Raw genomic sequence first — 13371 nt, 5'->3', positions numbered from 1 at the left:
AGCCCGCGCATGGCGGCAATGCTGCAAGTGCAGCATGATCGTGCTTGAACGCGACGACTCGCGGCCCTAAATCGCTTCTCGAAGCCAGTGATCGAGAGTTTCTCTTGGTGGCTTCATACCTCCCTGTTGGACTTGGGCCGAGCTTCTGCTCGGCCTTTTTTTTGCTTTCCGGTCAGGATTTCATTTTCGTCCAACAGGAAGGCGCATTTTGCGGGCTTCTGTGGCATTTCCGGGCGGATTGCGCGGGGCGCGGCGAAATTTCTTCGGGCCGGAATCCGCGCTCCACCTTCCCCTGATGCGCGTTCCGTCTTAATGAGGCGCCAAAGCCCACGCCGCGGAGACATGCGCCATGACCGAGCCCGTCATCACCCCCGAGCTGATCGCGGCCCACGGCCTCAAACCTGATGAGTATCAGCGTATCCTTGACATCATCGGGCGAGAGCCGACGTTCACAGAGCTTGGTATCTTCTCGGCGATGTGGAACGAGCATTGTTCCTACAAATCGTCGAAGAAATGGCTGCGCACCCTGCCCACCACCGGCCCGCAGGTGATCTGCGGCCCCGGCGAGAACGCAGGCGTTGTGGATATCGGCGACGGTCAGGCCGTGATCTTCAAGATGGAAAGCCACAACCACCCCTCCTACATCGAACCCTATCAGGGCGCGGCGACCGGCGTGGGCGGCATCCTGCGCGATGTCTTCACCATGGGCGCGCGGCCCATCGCCGCGATGAACGCGCTGTCCTTCGGCGAGCCGAAGCACCCCAAGACCGCCCATATCGTCAAAGGCGTGGTGGAAGGCATCGGCGGCTATGGCAATGCCTTCGGCGTGCCGACGGTGGGCGGCGAAGTCCGCTTTCACCGCGCCTATAACGGCAACTGTCTGGTCAACGCCTTTGCGGCGGGCCTCGCGGACGCCGACAAGATCTTCTACTCGGCCGCCTCGGGTGTCGGCATGCCGGTGGTTTATCTCGGCGCCAAGACGGGGCGTGATGGCGTGGGCGGCGCCACCATGGCCTCGGCCGAGTTCGACGACACGATCGAGGAAAAGCGCCCCACCGTTCAGGTCGGTGACCCCTTCACCGAAAAGCGGCTGCTGGAAGCCTGTCTTGAACTGATGGCCTCGGATTCGGTCATCTCGATTCAGGACATGGGCGCCGCGGGCCTTACATGCTCGGCGGTCGAGATGGGCGACAAGGGCGATCTGGGCATCAAGCTGCAACTGGATGCCGTGCCCCAGCGCGAAGCCAACATGACCGCCTATGAGATGATGCTGTCCGAAAGCCAGGAACGCATGCTCATGGTGCTGAAGCCCGAGAAAGAGGCCGAGGCCCGCGCGATCTTCCAGAAATGGGATCTGGATTTCGCCATCGTCGGCGAAACCATCCCCGAAGACCGTTTCCTGATCCTGCACGGGAATGAGGTCAAGGCCGACCTGCCGCTGAAGGCGCTGTCGGGCAACGCGCCCGAATATGACCGCCCGTGGATCGAAACGCCGCCCGCGGCGCCCATGGCCGAGGTGCCCGAGATCGACGCCATCGACGGGCTGAAGGCGCTGATCGGCTCGCCCTCTTATGCGCACAAGGCCTGGGTCTGGGAACAATATGACAGTCAGGTGATGGCCGACACCGTGCGCGCCCCCGGTCTTGGCGCGGGCGTCGTGCGCGTGCATGGGACGCCCAAGGCACTGGCCTTCACCTCGGACGTGACGCCGCGCTACGTCAAGGCCAACCCGTTCGAGGGCGGCAAACAGGCGGTGGCCGAGGCCTACCGCAACCTGACCGCCGTGGGCGCAACGCCGCTTGCGACCACCGACAACATGAACTTCGGCAACCCGGAAAAGCCGGAAATCATGGGCCAGTTCGTCGGCGCGATCAAAGGCATCGGCGCAGCGGTGGCCGCACTCGACATGCCGATCGTGTCGGGCAACGTCTCGCTTTACAATGAAACCGACGGCGTGGCGATCCTGCCCACCCCCACCATTGGCGCCGTGGGCCTGCTGAACACGCTGGACGAGATGATCGCCGGCCAGCCCGAAGAAGGCGACGTAGCGCTGGTGATCGGCGAGACCATGGGCCATCTTGGTCAATCCGCCCTTCTGGCCGAACTCCTCGGCCGCGAAGATGGCGACGCCCCCCATGTCGACCTCGAAGCCGAGCGTCGCCACGGCGACTTCCTGCGCGCCAACCGCAAACATGTGACCGCCGCCACGGACCTCTCGGATGGGGGCCTTGCGCTGGCCGCCTTCAAAATGGCGGAAGGTGCGGGCCTGGGGTTGACGCTGACGGTCACCGGCACCGCGAACCTCTTCGGCGAGGATCAGGCCCGCTATCTGGTTGCCTGCCACCCCGACCAGACCAAGGCGCTTCAGGCCGCGGCCGAAGCCGCCGGCGTGCCTCTGGCGCAGGTGGGCCAGTTCGGCGGCGACTGGGTGACGTTGGGCACCGCCTCTGCCCCGCTGGTCGAACTTTCACGCCTCTATCGCGCGGCGTTCGCCACCGCCATCGTCTGACGCTTTTGTGGGCAGAGGCCGAACCCCGGCCCCTGCCCGTCTGGCCCCGCTTGCGCGCGTCCTGCACCCGTCCTACATCTTCAAAGAACTTGACCGCACAGGATCTCACGCATGGCCATGGAAGCCCAGGACATCGAAAATCTCATCCGCGCCAGTTTCCCGCAGGCAAAGATCACCATCACTGACCTCGCAGGCGACGGGAACCACTGGGCGGCCGAAGTGATCGACGAAAGCTTCCGCGGCCTGAACCGGGTACAGCAGCAGCGCGCGGTCTATGCCTCGCTCAAGGGAAAGATGGACGGCGCGCATGGCGAGCTCCATGCCCTGGCGCTGACCACAAAGGTTCCCGACTGACCGCCGCGCCCGACCGCCCACCCGTCAGCCCCCCCGACCGATCCCCTCGCAACCAAGGACGATCCGCAATGACCACCACCGCCGAAGAACAGATCCGTGACATGGTCACCACGAACGACGTGGTGCTGTTCATGAAGGGCACGGCCTCGATGCCCCAGTGCGGCTTTTCCAGCCGCGTGGCGGGTGTGCTGAATTACATGAAGGTCACCTACAAGGATGTGAACGTCCTCGAAGACGCCGACATCCGCCAGGGGATCAAGGATTTCTCCGACTGGCCCACCATCCCGCAACTCTACGTCAAAGGAGAGTTCATCGGCGGCTGTGACATCGTCACCGAGATGACCCTGTCGGGCGAACTCGACCAGCTGTTCGCCAAGCAGGGCGTGACCTTCGACAAGGACGCCGCCGACAAGATCCGCGAAGCCAACGCCTGACGACCACACCCGGGCGCGCCCACCCCGGCGCGCCCTTGGCCGCCACAGCCCTGCGCGCCCTCAGGTCAGGGCGCACCGTTCCCGCAGGGCACGGCAAGCCGACACGGCCTTTCCCATTCATTCTGGCCCAAATATCCTCGGGGGGAGTCGCCCCTTCAGGGGCGACCGGGGGGCAGACAGCCCCCCGCGCCTCCGGATGAAGGTCACGCCCGGGCACGCTCCTCAAGACCCGCCGCCAATGCCTCGGCCCGCGCGGCCAGTTCCGCCATCGCTTCCTTGACCGAAGGCGGGATCACCGGAACCTCGATCCGCTCCGGCTCTGGCAAGGGGCGCGCCTCAAGCGCCGCCACCTCGGCGCGCAGACGCCGCAGTTCGTCCTCCAGGCCCGCCATGCGGTCGGCCAGCATCAGCCCCGCCATCAGCAACAGGCGCGACTCGGTCATGCGCCCCATTTGCTGCACCACGGGCGCCGCTTCGGCATCCAGAAGCGCCGCGGCGGCGCGCAGGAAATCCTCTTCACCGGGCTGGCAGACCACTTCGAAGGTCTTGCCGCCGATCATGATCGACAATTCAGGCATCCTGACGGCCCTCCGCGATCAGGGGTTCCAGCGCGGTCAGAATCTCTTCGACCTCGGCGGTCTCGGCGGCCCGTGCCGCCCGCAACGCCTCAAGCTCGACCACCATGCTGCGGTTCAGCAGCTGCGGATCGGCCACGCCTTCGGCCTGCGCCTCGCGCAGGCTGCGCAGCGCCTCGCGCAGGTGGCCGGTGGTCTTCTTCATCCGCTGAAGCTCCAGCCCCTGCACATCCAGATGGCGCGTCAGCGCCTCGACCTGTTCCTCAAGCGCCCCGATACGCGACGCATCGCGATCCTTCACCGCCTTCAACCGCTCGGCAAGCTGGGCATTGACCATCCGCTCTTCCTCCAACGCGGCCTGAAGCGGGTTTTCCGCCGGCATGGTCGGGATCGCGTCGATCCCGGCGCCGATCCGTTCCAGAGCGGCCGAGATCCGGCGCTCGAGTTCCTCCAGTTCCTGCATGCGGTCTGCCTTTCCGTTCCGTTCCTGCCGGGCCGTCCGCAACTGCCCTGCGGCGGCACATTGTCGCGCGAATCGTATCCGCCCGGCCATTTCCGCGATCTTAGCGCATCCGTCCGCCCCCTTGCGCCCCCCTTTGGCATCAGAAGCAGGCCGGCGCGCTTGATCTTGCCGGTCGGGCTGATATGCAGCCCCAGAGCGGTGCGTGCAAGGATGTCGCGCCGGGGGGATCATCAGCCGGAGAATTGCCGTGGACATTTCGAGCCTGCGCCAGCAGCATCCCGATCACTGGAAGAAAGCCTGCGCCATCCGCACCCTGACGCTCGACGCCGTCGCGGCGGCGAACTCGGGCCACTCCGGTATGCCGATGGGCATGGCCGATGTGGCCACGGTGCTTTACGAAAAGCACATGGTGTTTGACGCCAAGGCCCCCGACTGGCCGAACCGCGACCGGTTCGTGCTGTCGGCCGGCCATGGCTCGATGCTGGTCTATTCGCTGCTTCACCTGACCGGAGACCCGGAATTCCCGATCGAGGAATTGAAGAACTTCCGCCAATGGGGCGCCCGGACCGCCGGCCACCCCGAGAATTTCCTTGCCAAAGGCATCGAGACCACGACCGGCCCGCTGGGTCAGGGCCTGTCGATGGCGGTGGGCCTTGCCATGGCGGAAGAGTCGCTGCGCGCCCGCTGGGGTGCGAAGATCATCGATCACTACACCTATTGCATCGCCGGCGACGGCTGCCTGATGGAAGGCGTCAGCCAGGAGGCCATCGGCCTTGCCGGCCGGCACGAACTGTCGCGGCTGATCGTGCTGTGGGACAACAACGGCATCACCATCGATGGCAAGGTGTCGCTGTCGGATCGCACCGACCAGAAGGCACGTTTCGCCGCCTCGGGCTGGGATGTGTTCGAATGTGACGGCCACGATCCCGTCGACATCGACCGGGCGATCACCGCGGCCAAGGCGTCCAAAGGCCCGGCCTTCGTCGCCTGCACCACCCATATCGCGCTGGGGTCTTCGGCACAGGACACGTCGAAAGGCCATGGCGCGCTGACCGACGCCAAGCTGATAGCCGACACCAAGGCCGCCTATGGCTGGACCCACGGCGCCTTCGAGATCCCGTCGGACGTGAAACAGGCGTGGGAGGCGATCGGCTCGCGCGGGGCCGAGGCCCGCAAGGCGTGGGAAGACCGTCTGGCGGCACTGTCGGATGCCAAGCGCGCCCTGTTCGAACAGCAGTTCTCGGGCGATGTGCCGAAGAAGCTGTCGGCCACCATCCGCAACGTGAAAAAGCAGGCCGCCGAAACCGCGCCCAAGGTCGCGACCCGGCGCGCCTCGGAAATCGTGCTGGAAGCGGTCAACCCGATCGCGACCGAAACCCTTGGCGGCTCGGCCGACCTGACGGGTTCCAACAACACCAAGACCGCCGATCTGGGCGTGTTCGACCCGATCAACCGCAAGGGTCGCTACGTCTATTACGGCATCCGTGAACATGGCATGGCCGCGGCGATGAACGGCATGGCGCTGCACGGCGGCCTGCGCCCCTATGGCGGCACCTTCATGTGCTTTGCCGACTACTGCCGCCCGGCGGTGCGTCTGTCGGCGCTGATGCATGTGCCGGTGGTCTATGTCTTCACCCATGACTCGATCGGTCTGGGCGAGGACGGCCCGACCCACCAGCCGGTGGAACATCTGGCCAGCCTGCGGGCGATGCCCAACATGCTGGTGTTCCGCCCGGCCGACCTGACCGAAACCGCCGAAGCCTGGGAAATCGCGCTGTCCCAGAAGGCCACCCCGTCGGTTCTGGCGCTGTCGCGGCAAAACCTGCCCGCCGTGCGCAAGACCCACACCAACAAGAACCTTGTCGCGCAGGGCGCCTATGTCCTTGAAGAAGCGACCGGCAAGCGTCAGGTGATCCTGATCGCCTCGGGGTCCGAGGTCGAGGTGGCGCTGAAAGCCCGCGAGGCGCTTGAGGCCGAAGGCATCGGCACCCGCGTCGTCTCGATGCCCTGCATGGAACTGTTTGCCGCGCAGGACGAAGCCTACCGCCGCAAGGTTCTGCCCCCCGGCGCCGTCCGCATCGCCATCGAGGCCGGCGTCCGCATGGGCTGGGACCGATGGCTTCTGGGCGAGCGTGGCCGCGAGGGCAAGGACGGCTTCATCGGCATGACCGGCTTTGGCGCCTCGGCCCCGGCCGAGCGGCTGTATCAGGAATTCGGGATCACCCCCGAAGCGACCGTCGCCAAGGCCAAGGCACTGCTGGGCTGACCTTCGATCCAGAAACAGGAACGCCGCGTCCCGAAAGGGGCGCGGCGTTTTCCGGTGCCCCGCCTGCAAGGGCAGGCGCCGGCCGCGGTGATCAGAGGCGGCCGCCCGCGCGCTTCGGCAGCAGCCGCGACACCAGCCCCCAGACCGGCGCAATGACCCGTGTCGCCACCGGGATCAGTGCCGCGCCCAGCAACAGCCCGAACAGCCCGTCCAGCCCGGCCGTCACCGCCCAGTCCAAGACCCCCTGCGCACCCGGCACCAGTGCCGAAACGGCATGGGCGATGTTGTGGATCTGGTGGTAAAGCCAGCCCCAGCCCATCTGATCCAGCCCATGGATCACGATGGCACCGCCGACCCAGATCATCGCCGCCGTGCCCACCACGGTCAGCGCCGACAGGAACTTCGGCATCCCATGCACGATTCCCCGTCCCAGTGCCCGCGTCGGCGCAAACCGGCCTTTCAGGCTCAGGAACACCCCCACATCGTCGGCCTTCACGATCATCGCCACGCCACCATAGACCAGCGCGGTGATCCCCACCCCGGCCGCCGCCAGTGCCGCGGCCTGCATGACGATGCTGCCCTGCGGCAGTGCGGCCAGCGCGATGGTCATGATCTCGGCCGACAGGATGAAATCGGTCTTGATCGCCCCCGCGACCTTTTCTTCTTCCAGATGCGCAGGATCGCCGTCGGGGGCGGCCTCGCCCGGATGGTGGGGGGCAAAGGCGTGGATGACCTTTTCGGCGCCCTCAAAGCACAGATAGGCCCCGCCCAGCATCAAAAGCGGCGCGATCGCCCAAGGCGCAAAGGCCGACAGCAGAAGCGCCGCCGGCAACAGCACCACCAGCTTGTTGAACAGCGACCCCTTGGCGATGCGCCAGACGATCGGCAATTCGCGCGAGGCATCGAAGCCGTGGACATATTTCGGCGTCACCGCCGCATCGTCGATCACCGCGCCCGCGGCCTTGGCCCCGGCCTTGGTGGCCTGCCCGATCACATCATCCACCGAAGCCGCCGCCACCTTGGCAATCGAGGCGACATCGTCGAGAAGCGCGAGCAAACCGCTCATGTCCTGATCCTTCCGAAACCCTGCCCGAACCTTCTGGCAGATGCGGGGCCGGTTTCGCAAGCGTGGCCCATGGCTTTGCCCAGGCATGACTTGCCGCCCGCCGCTGTGATGCAGCCGCGGGGCATCACAGCCGGCTTTCACCCCGGGCAACCTGCCGCCACCCGCCGCTGTGATGCGGGCGCGGGGCACCGCCACCGGCTTTCCCTGCGCGCGAACTGCCGCTAGCCTGCGCCCGCCCAGCCGGAGTCCGCCGCCATGACCGACCGCGTCGCCCTTGTTCTTGCCGCCCTGATCCTTGCGGCGCTTGCGCTGGACTTCTGGCTGTTCGGGGCGGCGGGCGGGCTGATCGTGCTGCGCAAACTGTCACAGCTTGTGGATTATCTGATCTTCTGGCGTTGAATCGCGCCAGTCTTTGGTTGAATTGCGCGCCATTCTGGGATGGTTAGCCTACAGACCGTCCGGAGGCGCGCGACTCGCACGGCGCCCCCGCAAATCCTGGGAGAGCTCTATGACCGTGAAAGTGGCAATCAACGGCTTTGGCCGCATCGGACGCAACGTGCTGCGCGCCATCGTCGAATCGGGCCGGACCGATATCGAGGTGGTGGCGATCAACGACCTTGGCCCGGTCGAAACCAACGCCCACCTGCTGCGCTTTGACAGCGTCCATGGCCGCTTCCCCGCGACGGTCACCACCACCGAAACCACCATCGACGTGGGCCGCGGCCCGATCATGGTGACCGCGATCCGCAACCCGGCCGAGCTTCCCTGGGGCCATGTCGACATCGTGATGGAATGCACCGGCATCTTCACCGACAAGGACAAGGCCAAGATCCATCTGGAAAACGGCGCCAAGCGCGTTCTGGTCTCGGCTCCCTCGACCGGCGCAGACAAGACCATCGTCTATGGCGTCAACCATGACACGCTGACGGCCGCGGATCTGGTGGTCTCGAACGCCTCGTGCACGACCAACTGCCTGTCGCCGGTGGCGCAGGTGCTGCACCAGGCCGTGGGCATCACCAAAGGCTTCATGACCACGATCCACAGCTACACCGGCGACCAGCCGACGCTGGACACGATGCACAAGGATCTCTACCGCGCCCGCGCCGCGGCACTGTCGATGATCCCGACCTCGACCGGGGCGGCGAAGGCGGTGGGCCTTGTGCTGCCGGAACTGAAGGGCAAGCTGGACGGTGTGGCGATCCGGGTGCCGACGCCGAACGTCTCGGTGGTCGATCTGGTGTTCGAAGCCAGCCGCGCCACCACCGTCGAAGAAGTGAACGCCGCGATCCGCGCCGCCGCCGATGGCCGCCTGAACGGCATCCTTGGCTATACCGACGCGCCGAACGTCTCGTCCGACTTCAACCACGATCCGCACTCGTCGATCTTCCACATGGACCAGACCAAGGTCATGGAAGGCAACATGGTCCGCATCCTGACCTGGTATGACAACGAATGGGGCTTCTCGAACCGCATGGCTGACACCGCCGTGGCGATGGGCAAGCTGATCTGACCGCGACAGTCAAAAGGGCCGGCGAAGACGCCGGCCCCTTCGGATATCGGGGCCGGCGTCTTCGTCGGCCTTTGACATTTCAGCGGAATTTGGTGGCCAGCGCCTCTTGCACCGCAGGCGTCACAAAGCTGGAGACATCGCCGCCCAGCCGGGCGATCTCTTTCACCAGCTTCGAGGCGATGGCCTGCCGACGCGCATCCGCCATCAGGAACACCGTCTCGATACTGGCATCAAGGGCGCGGTTCATCCCCACCATCTGAAACTCGTATTCGAAATCGGCCACCGCCCGCAGACCGCGCAGGATCACGGTGGCGCCCACGTCGCGGGCACAGTCGATCAACAGATTCTCGAACGGATGCACGACGATCTCGCCGCCACAGGCGGCGGCGATGCAGCGGCACTCGGCCTCGACCATCTGCACCCGTTCTTCCAGACGGAACAGCGGACCCTTGTCCCGGTTGATCGCGACGCCGATCACCAGCCGGTCCACCAACGCCATCGCGCGCTGGATGATGTCGACATGCCCGAGGGTGATCGGGTCGAAGGTGCCGGGATAAAGACCGATGCGCATACTGCCCCCTTTTGCTCGACAGGCACGCAAACCCATCGCGCTTCGGGATGCAAGAGCCAAAAGCCGCGTCAGAATCCCTTGATCATGCCCTCAAGGGCATCATTCTCCATCGACAGTTCCGACAGCCGCGCCTTGACCACATCGCCGATCGAGATCAGCCCCACCATCTCGCCCTCGGCCATCACCGGCAGGTGGCGAAAGCGGCCCTCGGTCATCAGTTGCATGATGCCATGCGCCTCGTCGGTGCAGGTGCAGGTGACGATACGGGCGGTCATGATCGTCTCGACCGTCTCGGTCAGGATCGCAGGGCCGCGCCGGCCCAGTTCGCGCACGATGTCGCGTTCGGACACCATGCCCTCGGGGCGCTTGCCATCGCGCGAGACGACCACCGCGCCGATCCGGCGGGCCGACAGCACCTCGACCACCTTCGCCACACTCAACCCCGGCGGAACCGTCACTATACCGTCGTCCGACTTCGCTTTCAGGATCTGCTGAACCAGCATGGCGGATCTCCTCCCGATTTTCTCTGTCCGGGAATCAATGTAACGCAATTTCCGCGCGAGTCATGCCCTCGAGTCGCGCGACCTCGCGGCGTATCCCCTGCACCAGCGCATCGGCAAACCGGGTCATCCGCTCGGTCCGGGCATCGTCCTGATGCCGGATCAGCCAGAACGTCCGCGTCAGACTGAGCAGTTCGGGCAGCACCTTCACCAGTTCGGGTGCCGCCGGCAGCGCGAAATCATGCACGATCCCGACCCCGGCGCCGGCCCGAAGCCAGTTCAACTGAACCGAGACCGAGTTCGACGCGAAGGGCACCGCCCCCGCGCCGATGCCCTTCAGATAGTCCAGTTCCTTGTCGAAGATCATGTCGGGGATATAACCCACCAGCCGATGCGCCCGCAGATCCTCCAACGTGCGGATTGGCTTGTGCTGCGCCAGATATGCGCGGTGGGCGGCCAGATGCAGCCGATAATCCGCCAGCTTCTGCACCCGCAGCCGTCCGGCCTCGGGGCGGCTGACGCCGATGGCCATATCGGCCTCGCGCTTGGACAGGTTGAAGACCCGCGGCAGGGCCACGATCTGCACCTCAAGCCCCGGATTGGCATCGCAGATCGCGGTCAGCACCTGCGGCAGCAGATAGTTGGCACATCCATCCGGCGCCCCGATCCGGATCTGCCCCGACAGGCCAAAGGCGCCCTGCACCTCCTCGACCGCGGCGGCCATGGCTTGCTCGGCCCGCTCGGCATGGGCGCGCACCCGCTGGCCTTCCTCGGTCAGCGCATAGCCCTGCGGGCTTTTGGCAAACAGCCGCGCCCCCACCGCCTGTTCCAGCCGCGCAATGCGCCGCCCGACCGTCGCCGGGTCCAGTTTCAACACCTTGCCCGCCCCCGACAGGCTTTCCGCCCGCGCCACCGCAAGGAACACGCGCAGATCGTCCCAGTCCATCCATGCAATCCTGCAAAACCTTTTTGGAAACTTGCGGCTTTATCGGGCAAAAACGCAAGCCTATCCTGCCGCCACATCAGGGAGGATTCCATGGAAGAGCTTAGCCACTGGATCGACGGCAAACACACCCGCGGCACGTCGGGCCGCTTTGCCGATGTCTTCAACCCGGCCACCGGCGAGGTGCAGGCCCGCGTGCCGCTGGCCTCAAAGGCCGAGCTGGACGCCGCCGTGGCCTCGGCCGCCGCAGCGCAGGTGAAATGGGGCGCCACCAACCCCCAGCGCCGCGCCCGCGTGATGATGGAGGTCGTCCGCCTGCTGAACCGCGACATGGACAAGCTGGCCGAGGCGCTTTCCCGCGAACACGGCAAGACCCTGCCCGACGCCAAGGGCGACGTGCAGCGCGGGCTTGAGGTGATCGAGTTCTGCATCGGCGCCCCCCATCTGCTGAAGGGCGAGTTCACCGACAGCGCCGGCCCCGGCATCGACATGTATTCGATGCGCCAACCGCTGGGCGTGGCCGCCGGCATCACGCCGTTCAACTTCCCCGCCATGATCCCGCTGTGGAAGATGGGCCCGGCCCTTGCCGCCGGCAACGCCTTCATCCTGAAGCCGTCCGAGCGCGACCCCTCGGTGCCCCTGATGCTGGCCGAAATCTTCCAGGAGGCCGGCCTGCCCGACGGCGTGCTGCAAGTGGTGAACGGCGACAAGGAAGCGGTGGATGCGATCCTTGACAACCCGACCATTCAGGCGGTGGGTTTCGTCGGCTCGACCCCGATCGCGGAATACATCTATTCGCGCGGCTGTGCGAACGGCAAGCGCGTGCAATGCTTCGGCGGCGCCAAGAACCACATGATCATCATGCCCGACGCCGACATGGATCAGGCTGCCGATGCGCTGGTGGGCGCCGGCTATGGCGCGGCGGGCGAACGCTGCATGGCGATCTCGGTCGCGGTGCCGGTGGGCGATGCCACCGCCGACGCGCTGATCGAACGGCTGATCCCGCGGATCGAAAAGCTGAAAGTCGGCCCCTACACCGCCGGCAATGATGTGGACTACGGTCCCGTTGTCACGGCTGCGGCGCGCGAAAACATCCTGCGCCTCGTCAATTCCGGCATCGAGCAGGGCGCGAAACTGGTGGTCGACGGCCGCAACTTCTCGCTTCAGGGCTACGAGACCGGCTTTTTCGTCGGCCCGCACCTGTTCGACCACGTCACCCCGCAGATGGACATCTACCGCAAGGAAATCTTCGGCCCCGTCCTGTCGACCGTCCGCGCCGCCTCTTACGAGGAAGCCCTTGGCCTTGCCATGGACCACGAATACGGCAACGGCACTGCGATCTTCACCCGCGACGGCGATACCGCCCGCGATTTCGCCAACCGGGTGAACGTGGGCATGATCGGGATCAACGTGCCGATCCCGGTGCCGCTGGCCTATCACACCTTCGGCGGCTGGAAGAAATCGGCCTTTGGCGACCTGAACCAGCACGGCCCCGACGCCTTCCGCTTCTACACGCGGACAAAAACCATCACCTCGCGCTGGCCCTCGGGGATCCGCGAAGGCTCGGCCTTCAACTTCAAGGCGATGGACTGAAACGGAAAGGGGCGGCCACATCGGCCGCCCCATCCCATTCTGACAGGGTGCCTGTCAGGCGTCCTTGCGCTTCCGGCGCATCGCCACAAGCCCACCAACACCGGCCAGCAGCAGCCAGCCCGCAGCCGGCAGCGGAACGACCGGCGGCTCGCCTTCCTGTGCATAAAGGCTGATGTGCGAGACGTCCTTCGGACCGCCACGGATGCCGGGAGCATCGGGGAAGTTATCCGCGGTAAAGGGCGACTGCCACATACCCGCCGTCTCGGTCACAAGAAACCCGACCAAGGTCGTGCCGCTACCATCCTTGAAGACCAGCATCAGCTTGTCAACGCTGTAAGACAGCGCCTCGACGGCCGCGGTGAAATCGAACGTGCCGGATTGGCCCTCCATTTTGCCCTTTTTGTCCTTGCCCACGAACATCCAGTCGGTGACATCGAAGAAGCCCGGCGCCATGTTGACCGTCAACGGATCCGTGTTCAGAAAATCTTGATCGAAATTGTCCGAGATCGTGCAGTCGTAGGCCGAATCGACCATTTCAAGCGTTCCGGTCGCACATTCGCTGAAGGTCGCGGCGCCGGCACCGGCAG

Annotated in this window: 14 protein-coding genes; 7 read left to right on the top strand and 7 right to left on the bottom strand. The window is 65.6% G+C overall.

The genetic code is table 11. From position 1 onward, the window contains the following. Positions 1-349: 349 nt before the first annotated feature. The 3 genes from purL to grxD all read left to right on the top strand — a co-directional run bounded on the left by purL (position 350) and on the right by grxD (position 3297). Complete coding sequence (gene purL, locus CRO07_RS08795; protein ID WP_097030329.1) at positions 350-2509, top strand: phosphoribosylformylglycinamidine synthase subunit PurL; 2160 nt, start codon at positions 350-352, stop codon at positions 2507-2509. A 111-nt stretch (positions 2510-2620) separates the two neighbouring features. Then, on the top strand, positions 2621-2863 hold the full coding sequence (locus CRO07_RS08790) for a BolA/IbaG family iron-sulfur metabolism protein (RefSeq protein ID WP_097030328.1): 243 nt from the start codon (positions 2621-2623) through the stop codon (positions 2861-2863). 68 nt (positions 2864-2931) lie between these two features. Further along, complete coding sequence (gene grxD / locus CRO07_RS08785; RefSeq protein WP_097030327.1) at positions 2932-3297, top strand: Grx4 family monothiol glutaredoxin; 366 nt, start codon at positions 2932-2934, stop codon at positions 3295-3297. Positions 3298-3500: 203 nt separating this feature from the next. Here the strand turns inward: grxD and zapA are convergent, their stop codons facing one another. Both zapA and CRO07_RS08775 read right to left on the bottom strand, forming a co-directional pair. Then, positions 3501-3875 (bottom strand): cell division protein ZapA, encoded by a 375-nt coding sequence (gene zapA / locus CRO07_RS08780; RefSeq protein WP_097030326.1) that lies wholly within the window; start codon positions 3873-3875, stop codon positions 3501-3503. Further along, complete coding sequence (locus tag CRO07_RS08775; RefSeq protein ID WP_097030325.1) at positions 3868-4335, bottom strand: hypothetical protein; 468 nt, start codon at positions 4333-4335, stop codon at positions 3868-3870. The genes zapA and CRO07_RS08775 overlap by 8 nt, the downstream gene beginning before the upstream one ends. A gap of 247 nt (positions 4336-4582) precedes the next feature. Here CRO07_RS08775 and tkt point away from each other — a divergent pair, with 247 nt between their 5' ends. Further along, positions 4583-6601: a transketolase gene (tkt, locus tag CRO07_RS08770; RefSeq protein WP_097030324.1), complete on the top strand. Its 2019-nt coding sequence runs from the start codon at positions 4583-4585 to the stop codon at positions 6599-6601. Between the two features lie 91 nt (positions 6602-6692). Here tkt and CRO07_RS08765 read toward each other — a convergent pair whose 3' ends face one another. Then, complete coding sequence (locus CRO07_RS08765; protein ID WP_097030323.1) at positions 6693-7667, bottom strand: DUF808 domain-containing protein; 975 nt, start codon at positions 7665-7667, stop codon at positions 6693-6695. A gap of 255 nt (positions 7668-7922) precedes the next feature. On the opposite strand from CRO07_RS08765, the gene CRO07_RS18655 reads away from it, so the two are divergent. Together CRO07_RS18655 and gap are read left to right on the top strand one after the other, a co-directional pair. Then, positions 7923-8066: a hypothetical protein gene (locus tag CRO07_RS18655; RefSeq protein WP_176504528.1), complete on the top strand. Its 144-nt coding sequence runs from the start codon at positions 7923-7925 to the stop codon at positions 8064-8066. Positions 8067-8175: 109 nt separating this feature from the next. Next, a complete protein-coding gene (gene gap, locus CRO07_RS08760) occupies positions 8176-9177 on the top strand; it encodes a type I glyceraldehyde-3-phosphate dehydrogenase (RefSeq protein WP_097030322.1) in 1002 nt (333 codons plus the stop codon). A 79-nt stretch (positions 9178-9256) separates the two neighbouring features. On the opposite strand, the gene coaD is transcribed toward gap, so the two are convergent. The 3 genes from coaD to CRO07_RS08745 all read right to left on the bottom strand — a co-directional run bounded on the left by coaD (position 9257) and on the right by CRO07_RS08745 (position 11194). Continuing rightward, positions 9257-9748 (bottom strand): pantetheine-phosphate adenylyltransferase, encoded by a 492-nt coding sequence (coaD, locus tag CRO07_RS08755; protein ID WP_097030321.1) that lies wholly within the window; start codon positions 9746-9748, stop codon positions 9257-9259. 68 nt (positions 9749-9816) lie between these two features. Then, positions 9817-10251 carry a CBS domain-containing protein gene (locus CRO07_RS08750; RefSeq protein WP_097030320.1) on the bottom strand — a complete coding sequence of 145 codons (435 nt, stop codon included), beginning with the start codon at positions 10249-10251 and terminating at the stop codon, positions 9817-9819. A 34-nt stretch (positions 10252-10285) separates the two neighbouring features. Continuing rightward, on the bottom strand, positions 10286-11194 hold the full coding sequence (locus CRO07_RS08745; protein WP_097030319.1) for a LysR family transcriptional regulator: 909 nt from the start codon (positions 11192-11194) through the stop codon (positions 10286-10288). A 90-nt stretch (positions 11195-11284) separates the two neighbouring features. On the opposite strand from CRO07_RS08745, the gene CRO07_RS08740 reads away from it, so the two are divergent. Further along, a complete protein-coding gene (locus CRO07_RS08740) occupies positions 11285-12784 on the top strand; it encodes a CoA-acylating methylmalonate-semialdehyde dehydrogenase (protein ID WP_097030318.1) in 1500 nt (499 codons plus the stop codon). Positions 12785-12838: 54 nt separating this feature from the next. On the opposite strand, the gene CRO07_RS08735 is transcribed toward CRO07_RS08740, so the two are convergent. Then, positions 12839-13318, bottom strand: a complete 480-nt coding sequence (locus CRO07_RS08735; protein ID WP_176504527.1) for a VPLPA-CTERM sorting domain-containing protein — start codon at positions 13316-13318, stop codon at positions 12839-12841. Positions 13319-13371: the final 53 nt, after the last annotated feature.

Source organism: Cereibacter ovatus, from assembly GCF_900207575.1.
GTDB classification, from domain to species: Bacteria; Pseudomonadota; Alphaproteobacteria; order Rhodobacterales; family Rhodobacteraceae; genus Cereibacter_A; species Cereibacter_A ovatus.
Note: the sequence above shows the minus strand (reverse complement) of the source record. Positions and strands in the feature narration are given on the sequence as shown.

Bases quoted from the DNA above. Each gene is read 5' to 3' on its own strand.
- purL (WP_097030329.1), top strand. From the start codon at position 350: ATGACCGAGCCCGTCATCACCCCCGAGCTGATCGCGGCCCACGGCCTC.
- CRO07_RS08790 (WP_097030328.1), top strand. From the start codon at position 2,621: ATGGCCATGGAAGCCCAGGACATCGAAAATCTCATCCGCGCCAGTTTC.
- grxD (WP_097030327.1), top strand. From the start codon at position 2,932: ATGACCACCACCGCCGAAGAACAGATCCGTGACATGGTCACCACGAAC.
- zapA (WP_097030326.1), bottom strand. From the start codon at position 3,875: ATGCCTGAATTGTCGATCATGATCGGCGGCAAGACCTTCGAAGTGGTC.
- CRO07_RS08775 (WP_097030325.1), bottom strand. From the start codon at position 4,335: ATGCAGGAACTGGAGGAACTCGAGCGCCGGATCTCGGCCGCTCTGGAA.
- CRO07_RS08765 (WP_097030323.1), bottom strand. From the start codon at position 7,667: ATGAGCGGTTTGCTCGCGCTTCTCGACGATGTCGCCTCGATTGCCAAG.
- CRO07_RS18655 (WP_176504528.1), top strand. From the start codon at position 7,923: ATGACCGACCGCGTCGCCCTTGTTCTTGCCGCCCTGATCCTTGCGGCG.
- gap (WP_097030322.1), top strand. From the start codon at position 8,176: ATGACCGTGAAAGTGGCAATCAACGGCTTTGGCCGCATCGGACGCAAC.
- coaD (WP_097030321.1), bottom strand. From the start codon at position 9,748: ATGCGCATCGGTCTTTATCCCGGCACCTTCGACCCGATCACCCTCGGG.
- CRO07_RS08750 (WP_097030320.1), bottom strand. From the start codon at position 10,251: ATGCTGGTTCAGCAGATCCTGAAAGCGAAGTCGGACGACGGTATAGTG.
- CRO07_RS08745 (WP_097030319.1), bottom strand. From the start codon at position 11,194: ATGGACTGGGACGATCTGCGCGTGTTCCTTGCGGTGGCGCGGGCGGAA.
- CRO07_RS08740 (WP_097030318.1), top strand. From the start codon at position 11,285: ATGGAAGAGCTTAGCCACTGGATCGACGGCAAACACACCCGCGGCACG.
- CRO07_RS08735 (WP_176504527.1), bottom strand. From the start codon at position 13,318: ATGGTCGATTCGGCCTACGACTGCACGATCTCGGACAATTTCGATCAA.